This is a genomic window from Streptomyces sp. JH002 (assembly GCF_050916115.1).
GTDB classification, from domain to species: Bacteria; Actinomycetota; Actinomycetes; order Streptomycetales; family Streptomycetaceae; genus Streptomyces; species Streptomyces xiamenensis.
In genome coordinates this window covers 2,804,350-2,823,312 of the sequence record NZ_CP087989.1, presented here as the reverse complement: position 1 = coordinate 2,823,312, position 18,963 = coordinate 2,804,350, and the positions used below count along the sequence as shown (strand labels likewise).

The 18,963-nt window shown below is 70.7% G+C and carries 18 protein-coding genes and 1 pseudogene; 9 read left to right on the top strand and 10 right to left on the bottom strand.

Annotation, left to right across the window (positions count from 1 at the left end; translation table 11 throughout):
• Positions 1 to 25: 25 nt before the first annotated feature.
• Complete coding sequence (locus H7827_RS12755) at positions 26 to 196, bottom strand: hypothetical protein (RefSeq protein WP_168222771.1); 171 nt, start codon at positions 194 to 196, stop codon at positions 26 to 28.
• A gap of 43 nt (positions 197 to 239) precedes the next feature.
• Here H7827_RS12755 and H7827_RS12750 point away from each other — a divergent pair, with 43 nt between their 5' ends.
• A complete protein-coding gene (locus H7827_RS12750) occupies positions 240 to 1,040 on the top strand; it encodes a hypothetical protein (RefSeq protein WP_432745085.1) in 801 nt (266 codons plus the stop codon).
• A gap of 194 nt (positions 1,041 to 1,234) precedes the next feature.
• Here H7827_RS12750 and H7827_RS12745 read toward each other — a convergent pair whose 3' ends face one another.
• Positions 1,235 to 1,558, bottom strand: a complete 324-nt coding sequence (locus H7827_RS12745) for a metal-sensitive transcriptional regulator (protein ID WP_386534965.1) — start codon at positions 1,556 to 1,558, stop codon at positions 1,235 to 1,237.
• A 218-nt stretch (positions 1,559 to 1,776) separates the two neighbouring features.
• On the opposite strand from H7827_RS12745, the gene pstS reads away from it, so the two are divergent.
• From pstS to pstB, 4 genes are all read left to right on the top strand, one after another.
• Entirely contained in the window at positions 1,777 to 2,877 is a 1,101-nt protein-coding gene (pstS, locus tag H7827_RS12740) for a phosphate ABC transporter substrate-binding protein PstS (protein ID WP_432745083.1), read from the top strand.
• 114 nt (positions 2,878 to 2,991) lie between these two features.
• On the top strand, positions 2,992 to 3,948 hold the full coding sequence (gene pstC / locus H7827_RS12735; protein ID WP_386534970.1) for a phosphate ABC transporter permease subunit PstC: 957 nt from the start codon (positions 2,992 to 2,994) through the stop codon (positions 3,946 to 3,948).
• Between the two features lie 114 nt (positions 3,949 to 4,062).
• Positions 4,063 to 5,148, top strand: a complete 1,086-nt coding sequence (gene pstA, locus H7827_RS12730; RefSeq protein WP_386534973.1) for a phosphate ABC transporter permease PstA — start codon at positions 4,063 to 4,065, stop codon at positions 5,146 to 5,148.
• A 30-nt stretch (positions 5,149 to 5,178) separates the two neighbouring features.
• The gene (gene pstB / locus H7827_RS12725; protein WP_030729812.1) at positions 5,179 to 5,955 is read left to right on the top strand and encodes a phosphate ABC transporter ATP-binding protein PstB; all 777 of its coding nucleotides are present in this window, start codon (positions 5,179 to 5,181) and stop codon (positions 5,953 to 5,955) included.
• Between the two features lie 271 nt (positions 5,956 to 6,226).
• On the opposite strand, the gene H7827_RS12720 is transcribed toward pstB, so the two are convergent.
• From H7827_RS12720 to H7827_RS12695, 6 genes are all read right to left on the bottom strand, one after another.
• A complete protein-coding gene (locus tag H7827_RS12720) occupies positions 6,227 to 9,487 on the bottom strand; it encodes a S8 family peptidase (RefSeq protein ID WP_432745080.1) in 3,261 nt (1,086 codons plus the stop codon).
• A gap of 226 nt (positions 9,488 to 9,713) precedes the next feature.
• Positions 9,714 to 10,712, bottom strand: a complete 999-nt coding sequence (locus H7827_RS12715; RefSeq protein WP_262833438.1) for an inorganic phosphate transporter — start codon at positions 10,710 to 10,712, stop codon at positions 9,714 to 9,716.
• 5 nt (positions 10,713 to 10,717) lie between these two features.
• Positions 10,718 to 11,338 carry a DUF47 domain-containing protein gene (locus H7827_RS12710; protein WP_030729801.1) on the bottom strand — a complete coding sequence of 207 codons (621 nt, stop codon included), beginning with the start codon at positions 11,336 to 11,338 and terminating at the stop codon, positions 10,718 to 10,720.
• 104 nt (positions 11,339 to 11,442) lie between these two features.
• Positions 11,443 to 11,793, bottom strand: a complete 351-nt coding sequence (locus H7827_RS12705) for a DUF2516 family protein (RefSeq protein ID WP_432745077.1) — start codon at positions 11,791 to 11,793, stop codon at positions 11,443 to 11,445.
• A gap of 93 nt (positions 11,794 to 11,886) precedes the next feature.
• Positions 11,887 to 12,258 carry a hypothetical protein gene (locus tag H7827_RS12700; RefSeq protein WP_386535862.1) on the bottom strand — a complete coding sequence of 124 codons (372 nt, stop codon included), beginning with the start codon at positions 12,256 to 12,258 and terminating at the stop codon, positions 11,887 to 11,889.
• The gene (locus H7827_RS12695) at positions 12,255 to 12,617 is read right to left on the bottom strand and encodes a helix-turn-helix domain-containing protein (RefSeq protein ID WP_030729793.1); all 363 of its coding nucleotides are present in this window, start codon (positions 12,615 to 12,617) and stop codon (positions 12,255 to 12,257) included. The genes H7827_RS12700 and H7827_RS12695 overlap by 4 nt, the downstream gene beginning before the upstream one ends.
• 135 nt (positions 12,618 to 12,752) lie before the next feature.
• On the opposite strand from H7827_RS12695, the gene H7827_RS12690 reads away from it, so the two are divergent.
• Positions 12,753 to 14,795, top strand: coding sequence for an NAD(+) synthase (locus H7827_RS12690; protein WP_432745073.1), 2,043 nt, complete (start codon positions 12,753 to 12,755; stop codon positions 14,793 to 14,795).
• 111 nt (positions 14,796 to 14,906) lie between these two features.
• Positions 14,907 to 15,113 (top strand): annotated as a pseudogene (locus H7827_RS12685) (MerR family transcriptional regulator); the annotation flags it as partial.
• Positions 15,114 to 15,224: 111 nt separating this feature from the next.
• Here H7827_RS12685 and H7827_RS12680 read toward each other — a convergent pair.
• Complete coding sequence (locus H7827_RS12680; protein WP_030729783.1) at positions 15,225 to 15,638, bottom strand: ankyrin repeat domain-containing protein; 414 nt, start codon at positions 15,636 to 15,638, stop codon at positions 15,225 to 15,227.
• Positions 15,639 to 15,691: 53 nt separating this feature from the next.
• On the opposite strand from H7827_RS12680, the gene H7827_RS12675 reads away from it, so the two are divergent.
• Positions 15,692 to 16,906, top strand: coding sequence for a sensor histidine kinase (locus H7827_RS12675; protein ID WP_432745069.1), 1,215 nt, complete (start codon positions 15,692 to 15,694; stop codon positions 16,904 to 16,906).
• A 154-nt stretch (positions 16,907 to 17,060) separates the two neighbouring features.
• Here H7827_RS12675 and H7827_RS12670 read toward each other — a convergent pair whose 3' ends face one another.
• Positions 17,061 to 17,945, bottom strand: coding sequence for an oxidoreductase (locus tag H7827_RS12670; protein ID WP_432745066.1), 885 nt, complete (start codon positions 17,943 to 17,945; stop codon positions 17,061 to 17,063).
• Positions 17,946 to 18,047: 102 nt separating this feature from the next.
• Between H7827_RS12670 and H7827_RS12665 the strand changes: the two genes are divergently transcribed.
• A complete protein-coding gene (locus H7827_RS12665) occupies positions 18,048 to 18,890 on the top strand; it encodes a helix-turn-helix transcriptional regulator (RefSeq protein WP_432745063.1) in 843 nt (280 codons plus the stop codon).
• Positions 18,891 to 18,963: the final 73 nt, after the last annotated feature.

Genomic DNA, 18,963 nt, shown 5'->3' with positions numbered 1-18,963 from the left:
TCGACGGCCCGTTCCACCTGATCTCTCAGGCGGAACGGGCCGTCGCCGTGTGGGCGGCGGCCTCGTCGCGTGCCAGTGGCCGGGAGCGCCGGGCCGGGCCGTACCAGCCGCAGCTGCATCGGGGGGCGACGAACGGTCCGCGTTCGTTCAGGGTGACCTCGTGCCGGACCTGATCGTTCTGGCTCGCTTCGTGCACCTTCCCACGGTAACGAGTGGCCGTCCGCGTCGTTAGGCAGGCCATGGTGGGCAGAATCGCCTCGCTGGCCGCCCTGCTGCTCGCGGTCTGCGGGTGCACGGGGACGGGTGAGGCGGCGGAGGAAGACGCCGGGACGCGGCAGGCCCGGGAGACGGTGCGGCAGCTGCCGGAGGTGCTGGCGGGCGCGGGCAGCTCGCTGGTGGCGACGGCGATGGAGATGACCTCGGGCGGTACCCGGGTGACGATCCGCGGCGAGGGCGGCTATGACTTCGTGACGCGCTCCGGTGAACTGCGGGTGACGCTGCCGCTGGAGATTCCGGCCGGTGCGGTGCCTCCGGTGACGGAGGTGTTCACCCCGGGCGCGCTGTACATGAAGAACCGGGGCGCCGGGGTGCCGGCCGACAAGTGGGTGCGGGTCGATGTCACCACGCTCACGGACGGCAATCTGGTGGCCAACGGCGCCACGGATCCGCTGCTGGCGGCCGAGCTGCTGCGCGGGGTGGTGAGCGTGCGGGAGCTGCCGGAGCTGGAGCTGAACGGTGAGTGGGTGCGGCACCTGCGGGGGGTGACGGATCTGGTGGTGGCCGCGCGGGAGGCGTCGGGTCCCGCGGGCGAGCAGCTGGTGGCCGCGCTGGCGGGGTTCGCGGACCCGGTGGTGCCGTTCGACGCGTATCTGGGCGCGGACGGGCTGCCGCGCAAGATCCGGCATCAGTTCAGTCTGGGGAGTGAGCGGGGCCTGGAGGGGGTCGATGTGGCGTCCACGGTGGAGTTCTCCGGCTTCGGGACGCCGGTGACGGTGTCCCTGCCGGTGCCGGAGGACCTCTACACGGGCGCGGTGGGCTGAGCGGAGCCCGTCGGGGCCGGCCCGGACGCGGAGTCCCGGTCTGGGGCCCCGCCCGGCCGGGGCATGGGCCCGCGAAGGTGAACGGCGCCACCGCCAAGGTGACGTAGGGGAGCTACGCGGCGGGGTACGGGCATGCCGTGCGGCGCGCGGCCGGGAGCGGCGCCGCCGGTGGCACCGCGTTCCGGTGTCAGGTGTCAGGTGCGCAGCAGACGGGCGATCGCGGCGGTGGCCTCCTCGACCTTGGCGTCGATCTCGGGCCCGCCCTCCTGGGCGGCGTGCGCCACGCAGTGCCGCAGGTGCTCCTCCAGCAGCTGGAGCGCGAAGGACTGGAGCGCCTTGGTGGAGGCGGAGACCTGCGTCAGTATGTCGATGCAGTAGACGTCCTCGTCGACCATCCGCTGCAGGCCGCGGACCTGGCCCTCGATGCGGCGCAGCCGTTTGAGGTGGGCGTCCTTGTCCTTGCTGTAGCCATGGGGACCCACGGTGGCCGGTACGGGCGTCTCCTCGGTCGTGGTCATGATCGTCCTTCCCTGCGGCCGTATACCCCCGATGGGTATAGCGTAACGAATGCGCCGTCTGCCTGGCAGTATCGTGCACCTCCCGGGTGACATGGGGTGGCGTCCGGTCCACCGGGCTGCCCTGTGGGGTTCATTTTCTGTTCACTTATGACCTTCAGTCGCTTCATCTGCTCTGCTTACTTTCGGTCTCGGACGTCTCCCGGAAGGACTGAACGACAGTGAAGCTTGGCGCCGCAGCGGCCCTGGTCACCAGCGCTCTGCTCCTCACTGCCGCCTGCGGTACCGATGACAACTCCGGGCTGCCGGGCGCGGTGGACTTCTCGGCCGATCATCTCGAGTGCGGGCCCCGCGGCTCGCTGCTCGCCTCGGGCTCCAGTGCGCAGGCCAACGCCATGGAGGTGTGGGTGAACACCTACCAGGCGAATTGTGACGACAGCCAGATCAACTACAAGGCGACCGGTTCCGGCGCCGGCATCCAGGAGTTCCTCCAGGGCCGCACCGCCTTCGCCGGCTCCGACTCGGTCATGAGCGACGAGGAGCTGGCCGCCTCCCGCGCGGTGTGCGCGGACGGCGGGCAGGGCATCCACCTGCCGATGGCCGCCGGCCCCATCGCCATCGGCTACAACCTGCCGGGCGTCGAGGACCTCGTGCTGGACGCCCCCACCCTGGCGCGCGTCTTCGACTCCGGCATCACCCGCTGGAACGACCCGGCGATCGCCGCGCTCAACCCGGGCGTCACCCTGCCCGACCTCCCGATCACCCCCTTCCACCGGTCGGACGGCTCGGGCACCACCGACAACCTGACCCAGTACCTGAACGGCTCCGCGCCCCAGCAGTGGCCCTACGAGCCGGGCAAGAACTGGAAGGGCAAGGGCGGCCAGGCCGCCGACGGCTCCTCGGGCCTGGTCGGCATGGTGCAGCAGAACGCCGGGGCCATCTCGTACTTCGAGCTGTCCTACGCGCACCAGAACAACATCAGCACGGTCAGCATCGACACCGGCGCGCCCGAGCCGGTCGCGGTCTCCGTGGAGAACGCCTCCAGCGCCATCGCCGCCGGTGAGGTCGTCGGCGAGGGCGGCGACCTCGCGCTCGAACTCGACTACGCCACTCGCGAGCCAGGTGCCTACCCGATCGTTCTCGTCACGTACGAGATCATCTGTGACAAGGGGAACAACCCCGGCACGCTCGATCTGACCAAGGCCTTCCTCGGCTACGCCGCCGGAGACGAGGGACAGGGCGCCCTCGCGGAGATCGACTACGCGCCGATCCCCGACCGGATCATCGCGCAGGTGCGCGACCGTGTCGCGGGGATGTCCTGACGTGAACGCCGCCGACGCTGTACGTACGCCCGCCACCGCCGGGACCCGCGGACCCCGTGCGACCTCCGAGATACCCGAGACGTGTGAGCCGATGCCGATATGAGCGGAAAACTCATGGGAATGCCCGAAGCCGCCCCCAGGAAGAACACGGTGCGCCTCGGTGACCGGGTCTTCAGCAACCTCTCCAAGGGATCCGGGATCGCCCTCCTGGTGATCATGGCGGCCATCGCCGTCTTCCTCACCATCCGCGCGGCCGTCGCCATCTCGAACAACGAGGGCAACTTCCTCACCACCTTCCAGTGGAACGCCAACGACTCGCCGCCGGTCTTCGGCATCGCGGTGCTGCTGTTCGGCACCGTCGTCTCCTCGGTCATCGCCATGACGCTCGCCGTCCCGGTGGCCATAGGGATCGCGCTGTTCATCTCGCACTACGCGCCGCGCCGGCTCGCCGGCCCCATCGGCTACGTGGTCGACCTGCTGGCCGCCGTGCCCAGCATCATCTACGGCCTGTGGGGCGCGCTGTTCCTGGTGCCGCACATGACCGGCCTGTTCGACTGGCTCGACCAGTTCTTCGGCTGGACCGGGATCTTCGCGTACAACGGCACCCCCGCCCGCTCACTGATGACGGTCGGCATCCTGCTGGCGATCATGATCCTGCCGATCATCACCAGCGTCACCCGGGAAGTCTTCAAGCAGACCCCCAAGGCCCACGAGGAAGCCGCCCTGGCGCTGGGCGCCACCCGCTGGGAGGTCATCCGGATGACGGTGCTGCCCTTCGGCCGCTCCGGGATCATCAGCGCCTCCATGCTCGGCCTGGGCCGGGCCCTGGGCGAGACGATGGCCGTGGCCACCGTCCTGTCGCCCAGCTTCCTCATCAACGCCAGCCTGCTGGAGTCCGGCGGCGGCACCTTCGCCCAGAACATCGCCAGCCAGTTCAAGGAGGCCGGCTCCATGGGCCGCGACGCGCTGATCGCCTCCGGCCTGGTGCTGTTCATCCTGACCCTGCTGGTCAACGGCGCCGCCCGGCTGATCATCGCCCGGCGCAAGGAGTACTCGGGGGCCAACGCATGAGTGACGCATTGGGGGCACCTCCCGGCCGGAGGCCGGGGGAGGCTGCCGTGCCGCAGTCGACAGCGATGCCCGCAGGTTGCCGCGCGGGCGGAGAAGCGAATAAAGGGCAGCGACATGAGTGACAGCCAGACCACCCTGATCGAGGAGCCGCGCCCGCGCCGCTCCGTACGCCCCGCCACCCTGCGGCAGCCCCGGCTGCCGGCCTGGTCGCGCGGCGCGCTGCTGCTCGGCTCGGCCGCCATCGGCATCGCCACCGGCCTGGTCGCCGGGCTCGACAGCCGGACCCAGTGGGGCCTGATCGCCGCCCTCGTCTTCGTCGCCGCCGGCTTCGCGGTCACCTCCGCCGTCGAGGGCCGCCGCCAGGCCGTCGACCGGCTCGCCGCCTCCCTGGTGTGGACCAGCTTCCTGGTCGCCGTCATCCCGCTCGCCTCCCTCCTGTGGGAGACCATCGCGCGCGGCATCCCCGGCGTCAGCTGGTACTTCCTCACCCACTCCATGAACGGCGTGCTCAGCTGGCAGGACGGCGGCGGCGTCTACCACGCGCTGCTCGGCACCGTCGAACAGGTGCTGCTCGCCTCCGTCATCGCCATACCGATCGGCCTGCTCACCGCCGTCTACCTCGTGGAGTACGGCTCCGGCCGGCTCGCCCGCGCCATCACCTTCTTCGTGGACGTGATGACCGGCATCCCCTCCATCGTGGCCGGTCTGTTCATCCTCTCCATGTGGATCATGATGATGGGCTTCGGCTACTCCGGCTTCGCCGGCGCCCTCGCCCTGTCGATCCTGATGATGCCGATCGTCGTCCGCTCCACCGAGGAGATGCTCAAGCTCGTCCCCAACGAACTGCGCGAAGCCTCCCTGGCGCTCGGCATCCCCAAGTGGCGCACCATCCTCAAGGTCGTGCTGCCCACCGCCATCGGCGGCATCACCACCGGCATCATGCTGGCCCTGGCCCGGATCGCGGGCGAGACCGCCCCGATCATCCTGCTGGTCTTCGGCAACAACATGATCAACGGCAACCCCTTCGAAGGCGCCCAGTCCTCGCTGCCGCTGTTCGTCTACGAGCAGTGGGCGTTCGGCACGGAGTCCGCGTACGACCGGGCCTGGGCCGCCGCCCTGGTACTGATCGCCTTCGTCATGATCCTCAACCTGGTCGCCCGGGCCATCGCCCGCTGGAAGGCCCCGAAGACCGGCCGCTGACCGGCCACCCGAGAGTAGGAGGTACACCCCATGGCCAAGCGCATCGATGTCACCGGCCTGACCGCGTACTACGGCGCCCACAAGGCGATCGACGACATCTCCATGCACGTCGAGCCCAAGTCGGTGACCGCGTTCATCGGCCCCTCCGGCTGCGGCAAGTCCACCTTCCTGCGCACCCTCAACCGCATGCACGAGGTCACCCCCGGCGGCCGGGTCGAGGGCAAGGTCCTGCTGGACGACGAGGATCTGTACGGTCCCGGCGTCGACCCGGTGTCGGTGCGCCGTACGGTCGGCATGGTCTTCCAGCGGCCCAACCCGTTCCCCACCATGTCCATCTACGACAACGTGGCGGCCGGGCTGCGGCTGAACGGCTCGTACCGCAAGTCCGAGCTGGACGAGATCGTGGAGAAGAACCTGCGCGGCGCCAACCTGTGGAACGAGGTCAAGGACCGGCTGAACAAGCCCGGTTCCGGCCTGTCCGGCGGTCAGCAGCAGCGGCTGTGCATCGCCCGCGCCACCGCGGTGGAGCCCGAGGTGCTGCTGATGGACGAGCCGTGCTCGGCGCTCGACCCCATCTCCACCCTCGCCATCGAGGACCTCATCGGGCAGCTGAAGTCGACCTTCACCATCGTGATCGTCACCCACAACATGCAGCAGGCGGCGCGGGTGTCGGACCGTACCGCGTTCTTCAACCTGGCGGCCGTGGGCCAGCCGGGCAAGCTGATCGAGATCGGCGACACCGACCGGATCTTCTCCAACCCGACCGTGCGCGCCACCGAGGACTACATCTCCGGCCGCTTCGGCTGAGCCGCGCGACCGTGAGCCCGGACCTGGCTGAGCGGCCCGCCCCCAGCCGGGCGGGCCGCTCAGGTCATGGGGCGGTCAGGCCGGTGAGCGAGTCCACCGCCATTGTCCAGCGCCGCGCCCCGGATCACCAGCGGAACGCGGAAGCTCTCCCCGGCCGGGTGCCGGAAACCCGTCGTCGCGGTCGCCGGAACCCTCCTCGCCGGTCGGCGAAGGGCGGCCCCCACCGGAACTCTCCGGTGGGGGCCGCCCCTTCCTGCGTGGTGCGGGACGATCAGGCGGTGCGGTAGGCGTCGGTGATCGTCTGCGTGCTGGTGTTGCCGTCCGCGTCGGTGACCTCGGCGCGCAGTGACACGGAGCCGCCGGCCGCCGGGTTGTCCACGGTGATCGCGCCGTCGGCGACGGCCGCGTCCAGCCAGGTCTCGCCACCGTCGGTGGAGTACGAGATCACCACGGAGGACCCGTCACCGGCGCCCGAGCCCTGCACGGTGAAGGGCACCGCGAAGCCGCTCTCACCGGCCGGGGCGGTGGAGTCCAGCGCCAGGGCGGGGGAGTAGCGGACCCCGGAGGCCGGCAGGGTGACGACCTCGTCGTCCGCGCCGCCCGCCGAGGTGAAGGTGAAGGACGCGGTGATCTCCGTGGTGACCGGGAAGAGGGCCGGGTCACGGCTGACGGTGGTCACCAGCTCGTAGTCGGCCTCTTCGGCGGGCAGGTCGAAGGAGGAGTAGTCCAGCATGTCGTCGAAGACCGCGAACTCCTCACCGTCGCGGTACAGGACGGTACGGGCGTTGTCCTCGTCGTACGAGGAGTAGCCGAAGTTGCCGTCGCCGTCCGCGAAGGGAACCAGCGCGCCGTACAGGGTGTCGCCGTCCCGGACCAGGCCGCCGTACTCCCCGTCCACGATCGGGCCGAACACCCCGACGTTGAAGGTGCGTTCGACGGTCTCACCGGCCTCGTAGTCGCGTGCCTCGGCCTCGTAGAAACTGTCGGACCCGAAGGTCCACAGGTCCTGCCCCCAGCCGCTGTGGGTGGTCTCGACGAACACGCGCGTGGTGCGGGGCAGTTCCCTCTCGAAGCCGCTGGCCGAGCCCACGGCATCGGCCCAGGTGAACAACACGCCGGTGTCGCCCTCGACCGGGGAACCCTGGTGGGTGACGATCTCCGCGAGGTCCTCGGGCTTGATCCGCAGCTGGAGCCCGGTGAAGAAGCCCTCGTCGTGGAGGTACGCGCCCTGGTACTGGACGTCGTCCCGCTCCCAGCCCGTGCCGGCGTACCCGGAGATCCGGTTGCCCTCGCCCGGCTCGCCCAGCTGCGCGGTGCCGAAGCCCTCCGGCAGACCGCTGGCGGACCAGCCGGAGTTCAGGGAGAAGTCGTCTCCCTCCAGCAGGAAGCCGGCCGCGAGGTCGAGCTGCGTGGCGGCGTCGTCCGGGGAGGCGTACACCACTTCCTCGGCCTCGCGGGCGTCCACGCTGACGGCGGTGTCCTCGGTCACCGTCAGACCGGGGACCACCAGCCAGTCGATGCCGTTGATGTTCTCCTGGGCGTCGTCGACATCGAGCACCGAGACGGCGATGGCGTACTCGCCCTCGGGCACCCGCGCGGTGCCGTAGATGTCGAACCACTCATCGGTGTCCAGGTTGTACAGGTCGCCGAAGTAGAACTCGGCGGCCTCGCCGCCCCGGCCCGTGACGTCCAGGGCGATGTCGAACTTCTCCGCCTCGCGCTCGACGACCCCGGCGGTGCGGACGCTCTGCCCGTTGTCACCCGTGGCGGTGATGTACGCGCTGTAGATGCCGTACTGGTCGCCCAGCGCGGTGTGTGCGGTGACCTCGACGGTGGCGGTGCCCCCGGCCGGGACGGTCACCTGGTCGGCGGAGAGCGTGTAGAAGCCCTCCGGCGCGGCGCCGCCCTCCGTGTCGAGGGTCTCCAGAGCGAGGTCCAGGGTGACCTCGGTGTCACCGAGGTTGCGGTACGTCAGCTCCTGGGTGACCGGGTCGGCCTCCTCGTGCGGGAAGGGCACGACGCCGAAGCTGAGCGAGGTGGTCTCGGCGATGACCGTGGCGTCCATCGCGGACGGCACGTCGATGCGGCCCGAGCCCTGCTGGGTGGCCGAGAGGCCCTCGCCGCCGATGGTGGAGCCGGTGAGCACGGCCTTGAGCTGCTCGCCGGTCCACTCGGGGTGCTGCTGCTTGAGCAGCGCGGCGGCGCCCGAGGCGTGCGGGGTGGCCATCGAGGTGCCGGAGATGGCGACGTAGCCGTCGGCGACCGGGTCCCCGTACTGCCAGATGGCGGCGTCGGGGGCACCGGCGGCGGCGATGTCGACGCCGGGGGCGGTGACGTCGGGCTTCAGCGCGCCGTCGCGGGTGCGCGGGCCGACCGAGGAGAAGTCGGCGAGCTGGTCGGACTTGTCGACGGCGCCGATGGTGAGGGCGGCGTCCGCGGTGCCCGGCGAGCCGATGCTGCCGGCGAACGGACCGGAGTTGCCGGCCGCGATGATGAACAGCGCGTCGGACTCGGCGGAGAGCCGGTTGACGGCCTCCTCCATCGGGTCGATCTCGAAGCCGGCCGGGCCGCCCAGGCTCATGGAGATGATGTCGGCGCCCTGGTCGACGGCCCACTCCATGCCCTCGATGATGTCCGACTCCCAGCCGCCGCCGTTGTCGTCCAGCACCTTGGCGCTGATGATCTCCGCGCCGGGGGCGACACCGGTGTACGTACCGCCGGAGTGCGCGCCGGTGCCGGCCACCGTGGAGGCGACGTGGGTGCCGTGGCCGTCGCGGTCGACGGCGTCGGGCGAGTCGGAGAAGTTCTCGGCGGCGGTGACCTTGCCGTCGGCGAGGTCGGGGTGGGCGTCGCTGACACCGGTGTCGACGACGGCGACCTTCACGCCCTCGCCGTCGTACCCGGCCTCCCACGCCTCGGGCGCGCCGATCTGCGGCACCGACTCGGCCAGCGTCTTGTGCGCCACGCCGTCCAGGGCGATGGCGGTGATGCCCGGCGTGGCGGTCAGCGCGAACGCCTCCCCGCCGCCGGTGGTGCGGGTGAGCGCGGCCCACACGTCCGCGGTCTCCTCGGCGGTGACGACGAGCGCCTCGCCGTTGAGGGACTCCAGGACGGTGCTGTCCTCGGAGCCCTGTGGCGCGGCGTCCGCGAGCAGGGAGGCGGCGCTGTCCTGGGTACGGGCCTGGCCGCCGTAGGTGACGATCAGCGGCAGCCCGCCGGCCTGCTGGTAGCGCTCGGTCGCCAACCGGCTGACGTTGAACAGCCGCTGGTCCAGGCTCCCGGCCCGGATGAGTGAGCGGGCGTCCTGCGGGATGACGTAGGAGTCGCCGGCGATGGTGAGGTGCTGGACGGGTATGGACTCCCGGCCCTCGGCCCGTATCAGGCCTCTGACCTGGCCGTCCTGCCCGACGACGACCTGGTCACCCGTGATGAGGGTGACGCGCAGCCCTGAGCCGTCGGAGGTGATGGAGTCGATGCCCCCCTGGGAGCCGCCCGGTGTGGCGACGGCCGGAACGGCCGCGCCCGCGGCCATCGCGACGGCGATGGCCCCGGCAGCAAGGGATCGATGGAATTTCTTCCGCAACTGTGCCCCCACATGTCGGTGGTGTACCGATGGCGGGAGGCGTCCGCTGCCCCCCGCGCCGCCCAGATCATGTCCGGGTCAGAGGGGTCGTGCGACAGCCGTCCTGGGAGAAGCGGTGAAAGAAGCGTGCGGATCTTATGTGGTTCCCGGGTTTTCAGCCGTTGCTGATCGAGGTTCAGCCGAAGAAGAGGTGGATCACCCAGTACGTGATCGCCGCCACGGCGCCGGCCGCCGGCATCGTGATGAACCATCCCTTGACGATCGACTTGGCCACCCCCCAGCGCACCGCGCTGACCCGCTTGGTGGCCCCCGCGCCCATGATCGCCGAGGTGATCACGTGAGTGGTGGAGATCGGGGCGTTGAAGATGTACGAGGCGGAGTACAGCACGGAGGCGGCGGTCGTCTCGGCGGCGAACCCGCGCGGCGGGTCCAGCTCGATGATCCGGCGGCCCAGCGTGCGCATGATGCGCCAGCCCCCCGCGTACGTGCCCAGCGACAGCATGCCGGCGCAGGCGATCTTCACCCACACCGGGATGGCGCCGCCCTCCGGTTCCACGTCGGCGATGACCAGCGCCATGAAGACCACGCCCATGGTCTTCTGCGCGTCCTGGAGTCCGTGCCCGAGCGCCATGCCGGCGGCCGAGACGGTCTGCGCTATCCGGAAGCCGCGCTGGGCCCGGTGCGGGTTGGCGCGCCGGAACAGCCACAGGATGGCCACCATCACCAGATAGCCCAGCAGCAGGCCGATGAGGGGCGAGACGAACATCGGGATGACGATCTTGGAGAGCACACCGTTCCAGTGGACGGTGCTCGCCCCGGCCAGCGCCGCCCCGACCAGGCCGCCGAACAGGGCGTGCGAGGAGGACGAGGGGAGGCCGAAATACCAGGAGATCATGTTCCAGGTGATCGCCCCGAGCAGCCCGGCGAACAAGATGATCATGCCTTGTTTGCCGGTGGGGGTGTCGATCAGCCCTTCGCTCACCGTCTTGGCGACGCCGCTGCCGAGGAAGGCGCCGGCCAGGTTCATCACGGCGGCCATGCCCAGCGCGACCCGCGGGGTCAGCGCCCGGGTGGAGATGGAGGTGGCGATGGCGTTCGCCGAGTCGTGGAAGCCGTTGGTGTAGGTGAAGAAGAGCGCCGCACCGATGACGACGAGAAGGGCGAACGTGTCCACGTGGGTCAGGACTCCTTGACCACGATGGTCTCCACCGTGTTGGCGACGGCCTCGAAGGCGTCGGCCGCCTCCTCAAGGACGTCCACGACCTGCTTGAGCTTCATGACCTCTATGGCCTCGTAGGTGCCGTTGAAGAGGTGCGCGAGCAGCTTGCGGTGGATCTGGTCCGCCTGGTTCTCCAGCCGGTTGACCTCGATCCAGTACTCGTTGAGGTGCTCCATGGTGCGCAGGTGCGGCATGGCCTCGGCGGTCAGCTCCGCCGCGCGGTGCAGCACCTCGATCTGCTGGGCCACGCCCTTGGGCAGCTCCTGGAGCTCATAGAGGACGACGAGATCGACGGCCTCCTCCATGAAGTCCATGATGTCGTCCAGCCGGGAGGCCAGCCGGTAGATGTCCTCGCGGTCGAACGGGGTGATGAACGAGGAGTTCAGCTGGTGGAAGATCGCATGGGTCGCGTCATCCCCGGCATGCTCCGCCGCGCGCATCCGGTCGGCGATTTCTACGCGCGTGGCGGGCTCGGCCGCCAGCAGTTCCATCAGCAGCTTCGAGCCACTGAGGACGTTGTCGGCGGAGATGGCGAACAGGTCGTAGAAGCTCGTCTCCCGGGGCGTCAGGCGAAATCGCACTGGAGTTCCTCTGGGGTTCATCAACGGGTGTACCCGATGATGCTAAGTGCTGATTCCGGCCACGGCTAACCATGCGACCTGACTCGTTACCTCTTGGCAGCCGATCAGCGGTTTCCGTTGTACGGACCGTACGGCCCGTCGCTGCTGCTCCAGCCACCGCCCCGGCCGCCCCGGCCGCCGCGCCCGGTGACGGCGGCGATGGCGGGCTTCACGTCCACGATGTAGACGATGGCGGCCACGAGGCCGACCAGGTTCAGCAGCAGGAACCCGAGCGGGAGCAGCTGCACGACGACGGCCAGGCCCAGGATGATCAGCCAGAACGGCTTCGTCTGCTTGCCGGCGGCCCGGAAGGCGTCCTCACGCTGGAGCGCGGCGTGCACCAGGGCGTAAATGCTCAGGATGAGCAGCGCGAGGGTGAGAAGCCCCCACAGGGAGTAGAACCCGTTCAACAACATTCCGTCCACCACCATGGTCCGCGCCGGCCGTCCACTTCCACGCTACCGGGCGCGGCGCCGGGCGCGTAGTGCTGAAAGGTGCTGAAAGTCACCTCATGCCCGCGGGGACTCCGTGTCACTCTTCGTGTCGTCCTTCGGGTCGCCCTTGGCGAGCGGGGTGACCTCGGGCTCCGCGCGCTCCACGATCACCTCGGGGGTCTCGGCGTCCCGCTCCTCCTCCTCGCGCGCCGCGGCGGCCCGCTCGGCGCGCCAGGTCTCCACGGCGCCCTTGCCACGCTCGGACAGCTCGTCGTAGGTCTCCTTGGCCTTCGCCGCGTACACCCGGAAGGTGCTCTGCGCCTGCTCCCGCAGCTCGGGGGCGTGGGTGCGCAGCTCCCGCAGCTTTTCGGCGGCCAGGTCGGCGGTGCCGGCGGCCGCGTAGCTCGCGGTGGTCACGGTCTTGCGGATCTCGTCGGTGATGGTCACGGCTTCTCCTTTTCCTGCCTGCTCCGGTCGTTGCGGAACGAGGTGTAGATCTGTAGCAGTGCCTGCTTCTGTTCGTCGGAGAGGTCCGGGTCGGCGAGCACCGCCGCCGGCACCCCGCCGGCCTCCGTCTGCTCCTTGACGGCGTCGGCGTCGAGAATCCCGGCCTGGACGTACAGCGTCTCCGCGGAGATCCGCAGGCCCTTGGCGATCTGCTGCAGGATCTCCGCACTGGGCTTGCGCAGCCCGCGCTCGATCTGGCTGAGGTAGGGATTCGACACCCCGGCGACATCCGCGAGCTGCCGCAGCGACAATTTCGCCTGCCGCCGCTGCTCCCGCAGAAACTCTCCGAGTGACGCCATGCCTCCAGCGTGCCGCATGCTGCTAACTTCTGCAAGCACATTCGCTAGCAGATGTGCAGCAGTGCTCCCCGTCCTCCGCCCAGGGTCACGGCATACGATTCCACTGCATCCTGTCGCCGGAAAGGGGCCGCACGCATGACCGACTTCGGGTCGATCTACCAGCACGGATTCGCCCGGGTCGCCGCCTGTACCGGCCACGCCGCCATCGCCGACCCGCCCGCCAACGCCGAGGCCGTCCTGCGCCAGGCCCGCCGCTGCGCCGAGGACGGCGCGGCCGTCGCCGTCTTCCCCGAGCTGTGCCTGTCCGGCTACTCCATCGAGGACCTGCTGCTCCAGGACGCCGTGCTCGACGAGGTCGAGGCCGCGCTCGCCACCGTGGTCGCCGCTTCCGCGGACCTGCTGCCGGTCCTGGTCGTCGGCGCCCCGCTGCGCCACCGCCACCGGATCTACAACTGCGCGGTGCTTGTGCACCGCGGCCGGATCCTCGGCATCGCGCCCAAGTCGTACGTGCCGAACTACCGCGAGTTCTACGAGCGCCGCCAGATCGCGGCCGGCGACGACGAGCGCGGCGGCACCTTGCGGATCGGCGGCGCCACCGTCCCCTTCGGCACCGACCTGCTGTTCGCGGCCGAGGACGTCCCCGGCCTCGTCCTGCACGCGGAGATCTGCGAGGACATGTGGGTGCCGGTGCCGCCCAGCGCCGAGGCCGCGCTGGCCGGCGCCACCGTCCTGGTCAACCTCTCCGGCAGCCCCATCACCGTCGGCCGCGCCGAGGACCGCACGCTGCTGTGCCGCTCCGCCTCCGCCCGCTGCCTGGCCGCGTACGTCTACGCCGCCGCCGGGCTGGGCGAGTCGACCACCGATCTGTCCTGGGACGGGCAGACCATGATCTACGAGAACGGCACGCTGCTCGCCGAGAGCGACCGCTTCCCGCAGGGCGACCAGTACGCGGTCGCCGACATCGACCTCGACCTGCTGCGCCAGGAACGGCAGCGGATGGGCACCTTCGACGACAACCGGCGCACCCACGCCGCCCGCACCGGCGGCTACCGGCAGATCCCGTTCACCCTCGACCCGCCCGCCGGGGACCTGGGACTGCGCCGCCGCCTCGAACGCTTCCCCTTCGTCCCCGCCGACCCCGGCCGGCTCGCCCAGGACTGCTACGAGGCGTACAACATCCAGGTCGCCGGGCTCCAGCGGCGGCTCGCCGCGATCGGCGGCCCCAAGATCGTCATCGGCGTCTCGGGCGGCCTGGACTCCACCCACGCGCTCATCGTCGCCGCCCGCGCCATGGACCAGGCGGGCCGCCCGCGCAGCGACATCCTCGGCTTCACCCTGCCCGGCTTCGCCACCAGCGACCACACCAAGCACAACGCGCACAAGCTCATGCGCGCCCTGGGCATCACCGCCGCCGAACTCGACATCAGCCCCACCGCCCGCCTGATGCTGGAGGAGCTGGGCCACCCCTTCTCCCAGGGCGAGCCCGTCTACGACATCACCTTCGAGAACGTGCAGGCCGGGCTGCGCACCGACTACCTGTTCCGGCTGGCCAACCAGCGCGGCGGCATCGTGCTCGGCACCGGCGACCTGTCCGAACTGGCCCTGGGCTGGTGCACGTACGGCGTCGGCGACCAGATGAGCCACTACAACGTCAACTCCGGCGTGCCCAAGACGCTCATCCAGCACCTCATCCGCTGGGTGATCAGCACCGACCAGTTCGGCGCCGAGACGAACGAGACGCTGACCGCCATCCTCGACACCGAGATCAGCCCCGAGCTGGTGCCGGGCGAGGAACTCCAGTCCACCGAGTCGAAGATCGGCCCGTACGCGCTGCACGACTTCACGCTCTTCCACATCCTGCGGTACGGCTTCCGGCCCTCGAAGATCGCCTTCCTGGCCTGGCACGCCTGGCGCGACCCGCGCACCGGCGGCTGGCCGCCGATGTTCCCCGAGGCCGAGCGGGTGGCGTACGACCTGCCCGAGATCCGGCACTGGCTGGACACCTTCGCCCGCCGCTTCTTCGGCTTCGCCCAGTTCAAGCGCTCCGCGATGCCCAACGGCCCCAAGGTCCTGGCCGGCGGCTCGCTCTCCCCGCGCGGCGACTGGCGCGCCCCCTCCGACACCACCGCCGACGCCTGGCTGCGCGACCTCGACCGCTGGGAGTGGCCGCGGGCTTGACCCTCACACCGTGGCAGGCCGTGTGGTGGGAGACGCCATGATCAGTATCGGAGACTTTTCCCCCAGCCTCCGGCCGGGAGGTGCCCCCATGACGGCCGGGTGTCGGTGCGCATGCTGCGCCACTACGACGCCCTCGGCCTCCTCGTGCCCGCCCGCACCGACCCCCACAGCGGCTACCGCTGGTACGAGGCCGGTCAGCCGGCCCGGCTCCACCGCATCGTCGCGCTCAAGGGGCTCGGCTTCGCACTCCAGCAGGTCAGGGAGATCCCCGGCGAGCGGGTGAGCGGCAGCCCACTGGATCGCGTCCCACGGGTACGTCTCCGACGGGTACGCGCGCGAGCTGTACCTGGAGTGCCCGCCCGGGAACGAGAGCGCCTGGGTGACCGAACTCCAGGAGCCGGTCGGACGCCCCGGCCCGGACACGGCCTCCTAGCCGGCGGCGCCGAACAGCTCCAGCAGATCGGCCTTCGCGAACATCCGGGCGGTGTCGATGGCGGAGGGCTGCCCGGCCGCCGGGTCGGCGCCCGCCGCCACCAGCGTGCGGACCACCTCCGTCTCGCCCTTGAACACCGCTCCCGCCAGCGGCGTCTGGCCCCGGTCATTGGCCCGGCCGGGGTCGGCGCCGCGCTGGAGCAGCGCCTCCACCGTTCTGGCGTGGCCGTGGTAGGCGGCCAGCATCAGCAGGGTGTCGCCCTTGTCGTTGCTGAGGTTCGGGGGAACACCCGCGTCCACGTACGCCGCCACCGTGTCCGTGTCCCCGTCCCGGGCGAGATCGAAGATCTTCGCCGCGAGCTGGAGCACCTCGGGGTCGTGCGCGGGTTCGTGGCGCTCTGGGGACGTCATGGCGGTATGCCTCCTGGGGACGGGGGGCTTCCAGCCTACGTACTCTGGCGGACATGACCCCGCCGATGTACCGCATGGACCGGGTGACGCTGATCGCCGGGCTGCCGCTGCTCGCCGACTCGGTCCTCTTCGCGGTGCGCCGCGCCGAGGCGTCGCTCGTCCACCTGTGGCTCACCTGGCTGCTGGGCGCCGCCGCCTGGGCGCTGCTGGGACTGCGGCACCGGCTGCCCATCCCGGTCGGCGTCCTCACCATGATCGCGGCGGTCGTCTACTACCCGCTGTCCAGCCTGGACGGGATCACCCCGGTGGTCGCCTTCGTCGTCGCCGTCTACACCATGTCCCGCGCCGGCCATCTCGTCGCGGCCGTCACGCTCGCCGTGACCTCGATGCTGGCGATGACCTACGGCGAGTTCGTCGCCTCCACCAGCGAGCAGCGGCATGTCGACAACATGTCGATGGTGCTGTTCGAGGGCTGGTTCCTCGCGGTGATCGCCTTCGGCCACGCCATGCGGGTGCGGCACGCCTACCAGGAGGAGAGCGAGCGGCGCGCCGCCGTCGCCGAGCGGCTGCGGATCGCCCGCGAGATCCACGACGTGCTCGGGCACAGCATCTCCCTCATCAACGTGCAGGCCGGGGCCGCCCTGCACCGCAGCGCCAAGCGGCCCGGCGAGACGGCGGAGCTGACCCGGGCACTGGAGTTCGTCCGCGACACCAGCAAGGACGCGCTGCGCGAGCTGCGCGGCACGCTCGGCATGCTGCGCCAGGTGGACGAGGAAGCGGCGGGCGCGCCGACCTCGCCCACCCCCGGCTGGGAGCGCATCGGCGACCTCGCCGACCGGGCGCGTGCCACGGGCCTGACGGTCACGGTCCGCACCGGCCGGGAGGGGCTGCCGCCCGGCGGGGTCGGGGCCGGGGTGTCGCTGGCCGCCTACCGCATCGTGCAGGAAGCGCTGACCAACATCGCCCGGCACGCGGCCGGAGCCACCACGGTGCTCATCGAGGCGCGGTACGAGGACGGGGCGCTGCGGGTGAGCGTCGAGGACGACGGGAAGGCCGGGAACGGCGGGAACGGCGGCCCGGGCCACGGCCACGGCCCCGGTTCCCGCTCCGGGGAGCCCGGCACGGGCAGCGGCATCGGGGGGATGCGCGAGCGGTGCCGCGCGCTGGGCGGCGAACTGACCGCCGCTCACACTGACTCCGGGTTCCGGGTGACCGCCCGGCTGCCGCTCATGGCGGACCGGCCCACCGCCCTTGAAGGGCAGTCCTGATCCGCGTGCCTGACGTGCGGTTCTCCGGTCCCGGGAACCCTTCGCGCAGGGCGCATCGTTGGGCGCCGTCGCCGGACTGACCGGAACCCTGGTCACCAGCGATGGCCCCCACACAGCACTTGCCGGGTCCCCAGGGTTGGGTGTTGCCGTGTGATCACCTCTGTCCGCGGGGGTGTTCCGGCATGGTCAGGGGAAACGTGGTGCCGGTCAGTTCTTCGGAGAGGGCCCAGAGGCGGCGGGCGAGTTCGGGATCCTGGGCCGCCTTGGAGCGGTCGGCGATCTCGGGCAGACCGCGGGCCTCCAGGAAGCCGCTGGGGGAGATGTAACTGTTGCCCGGGATGTCGGCGGTGGCCGCGTGGAGCGTGGTCCGCGCGCCACCGTCCTCGTCCTGTGACAGGGGCCGCAGAAGGGCGTTCATGATGCGGGTACGTGCGGTGGCGGCGTGGCTGATCAGGTTCGTGTCGGCCAGGCCCGGGTTGGCGACGGTGGCGATGACATCGGAGCGGGCCGCGGTGAGGCGGCGCTGGAGTTCGGCGGTGAAGAGCATGTTGGCGAGCTTGGACTGCGCGTAGCCGGCGAACGGCTTGTACGGCCGGCGCTCCCAGTTGGGGTCGTCCAGGTCCAGCGTTCCGACCCGGTGGCCGCCCGCCGCGACGGTGACGACTCGCCCCCTGATCTGTGGCAGGAGCAGGTTGGTGAGTGCGAAGTGACCCAAGTGGTTGATGCCGAAGTGGAGTTCGAAGCCGTCGGCCGTATGCCCCAGCGGCTGCATCATGACGCCGGCGTTGTTGATCAGCAGATCGACGGGAGCGGTGCACGTTTCGGCGAAGTCCCGCACCGAGGACAGGTCGGCGAGGTCGAGCCGGCGCACCTCGGTCGGACCGTCCATCCGCGCCGCGGCGGCGCGGCCCTTGTCGAGGTCGCGGACCGCGAGGATGACGCGGACGCCCTGTTCGGCGAGGGAACGGGCGGTGGCACGGCCGATTCCGCTGTTGGATCCGGTGATGATGGCGGTGCGACCGGTAAGAGGGTTCGTCATACGTCAAGGCTCGTGCGGCCGGAACCGGGTAGCCAGTGCCCGCCGCCACGGTAGGAACGGCGTTACCAGGTAAACCGGCGGCGCCGCGCCCATCATGGGGACATGTCGTCTGCGGAGAATGATCTGGGTGGCCTGCTGCGCGCCTGGCGTGACCGATGCTCACCCGCCGACGTCGGCCTGACCGCACACGGCAGGCGCCGTGCCCGGGGACTGCGTCGTGAGGAACTCGCGGGCCTGGCCGGGGTCAGCGTCGACTATCTCGTGCGCCTGGAGCAGGGCCGGTCCCGGCGTCCCAGTCCGCCGGTCGCGGCCGCGCTGGCCAGGGCCCTGCAACTCGACGAGCAGGAGACCGCCGTCCTCCACCAGGCCGCCGGGCTCCCGGTGCCGTCCGGCCGCGCCGTACCGGTGCATGTCCCCCCTGGTGTCCAGCGCCTCGTCACCCGCATGGCCGACTATCCGGTGGCCGTCTTCGCCGCGGACTGGACCCTCATCACGTGGAACGCGCTCTGGAGCGCCCTGAACGGCGACCCGGCCGGACGGCCGGCGGCCGACCTCAACGTGATCCGGGCCGCCTTCTGCCAGGCACCGGCATGGGCGAACACGCATGGGCCCGACGCGGGCAACGAGCGCGCCCTCGTTGCCGACCTGCGCCAGGCCGTGACCACCTATCCGGAGGATGAGAACCTTCGTTCCCTCATCGCCGAAGTCGGCGAGGCCAGTCCGCGGTTCCGGGACCTGTGGAACTCGGGAGCAGCGGGGCGGCACGTCACCTCACGCAAGGTGATGCACCACCGGCTCGCCGGCGAACTCACCCTGGACTGCGACGTTCTGACCGTTCCCGGCTCCGACCTCAAGATCACCGTCTACACCGCCGCGGCAGGCAGCCCCGACGCCGAACGACTGGAGTTCCTGCGGGTCAGTGCCGTCCACACGGCTGCCCCGTGACGTCCGTCCCCCGCCGGCGCCGTCCGCGTGAGCGGCACCGCGCCCGGTGACGCGATTCCTGCCGTCGCGCAGG

Bases quoted from the DNA above. Each gene is read 5' to 3' on its own strand.
- H7827_RS12680 (WP_030729783.1), bottom strand. From the start codon at position 15,638: ATGACGTCCCCAGAGCGCCACGAACCCGCGCACGACCCCGAGGTGCTC.
- H7827_RS12675 (WP_432745069.1), top strand. From the start codon at position 15,692: ATGACCCCGCCGATGTACCGCATGGACCGGGTGACGCTGATCGCCGGG.
- H7827_RS12695 (WP_030729793.1), bottom strand. From the start codon at position 12,617: ATGGCGTCACTCGGAGAGTTTCTGCGGGAGCAGCGGCGGCAGGCGAAA.
- H7827_RS12745 (WP_386534965.1), bottom strand. From the start codon at position 1,558: ATGACCACGACCGAGGAGACGCCCGTACCGGCCACCGTGGGTCCCCAT.
- H7827_RS12670 (WP_432745066.1), bottom strand. From the start codon at position 17,945: ATGACGAACCCTCTTACCGGTCGCACCGCCATCATCACCGGATCCAAC.
- H7827_RS12705 (WP_432745077.1), bottom strand. From the start codon at position 11,793: ATGTTGTTGAACGGGTTCTACTCCCTGTGGGGGCTTCTCACCCTCGCG.
- pstA (WP_386534973.1), top strand. From the start codon at position 4,063: ATGAGTGACAGCCAGACCACCCTGATCGAGGAGCCGCGCCCGCGCCGC.
- H7827_RS12750 (WP_432745085.1), top strand. From the start codon at position 240: ATGGTGGGCAGAATCGCCTCGCTGGCCGCCCTGCTGCTCGCGGTCTGC.
- pstC (WP_386534970.1), top strand. From the start codon at position 2,992: ATGGGAATGCCCGAAGCCGCCCCCAGGAAGAACACGGTGCGCCTCGGT.
- H7827_RS12665 (WP_432745063.1), top strand. From the start codon at position 18,048: ATGTCGTCTGCGGAGAATGATCTGGGTGGCCTGCTGCGCGCCTGGCGT.
- pstB (WP_030729812.1), top strand. From the start codon at position 5,179: ATGGCCAAGCGCATCGATGTCACCGGCCTGACCGCGTACTACGGCGCC.
- H7827_RS12720 (WP_432745080.1), bottom strand. From the start codon at position 9,487: ATGGCCGCGGGCGCGGCCGTTCCGGCCGTCGCCACACCGGGCGGCTCC.
- H7827_RS12690 (WP_432745073.1), top strand. From the start codon at position 12,753: ATGACCGACTTCGGGTCGATCTACCAGCACGGATTCGCCCGGGTCGCC.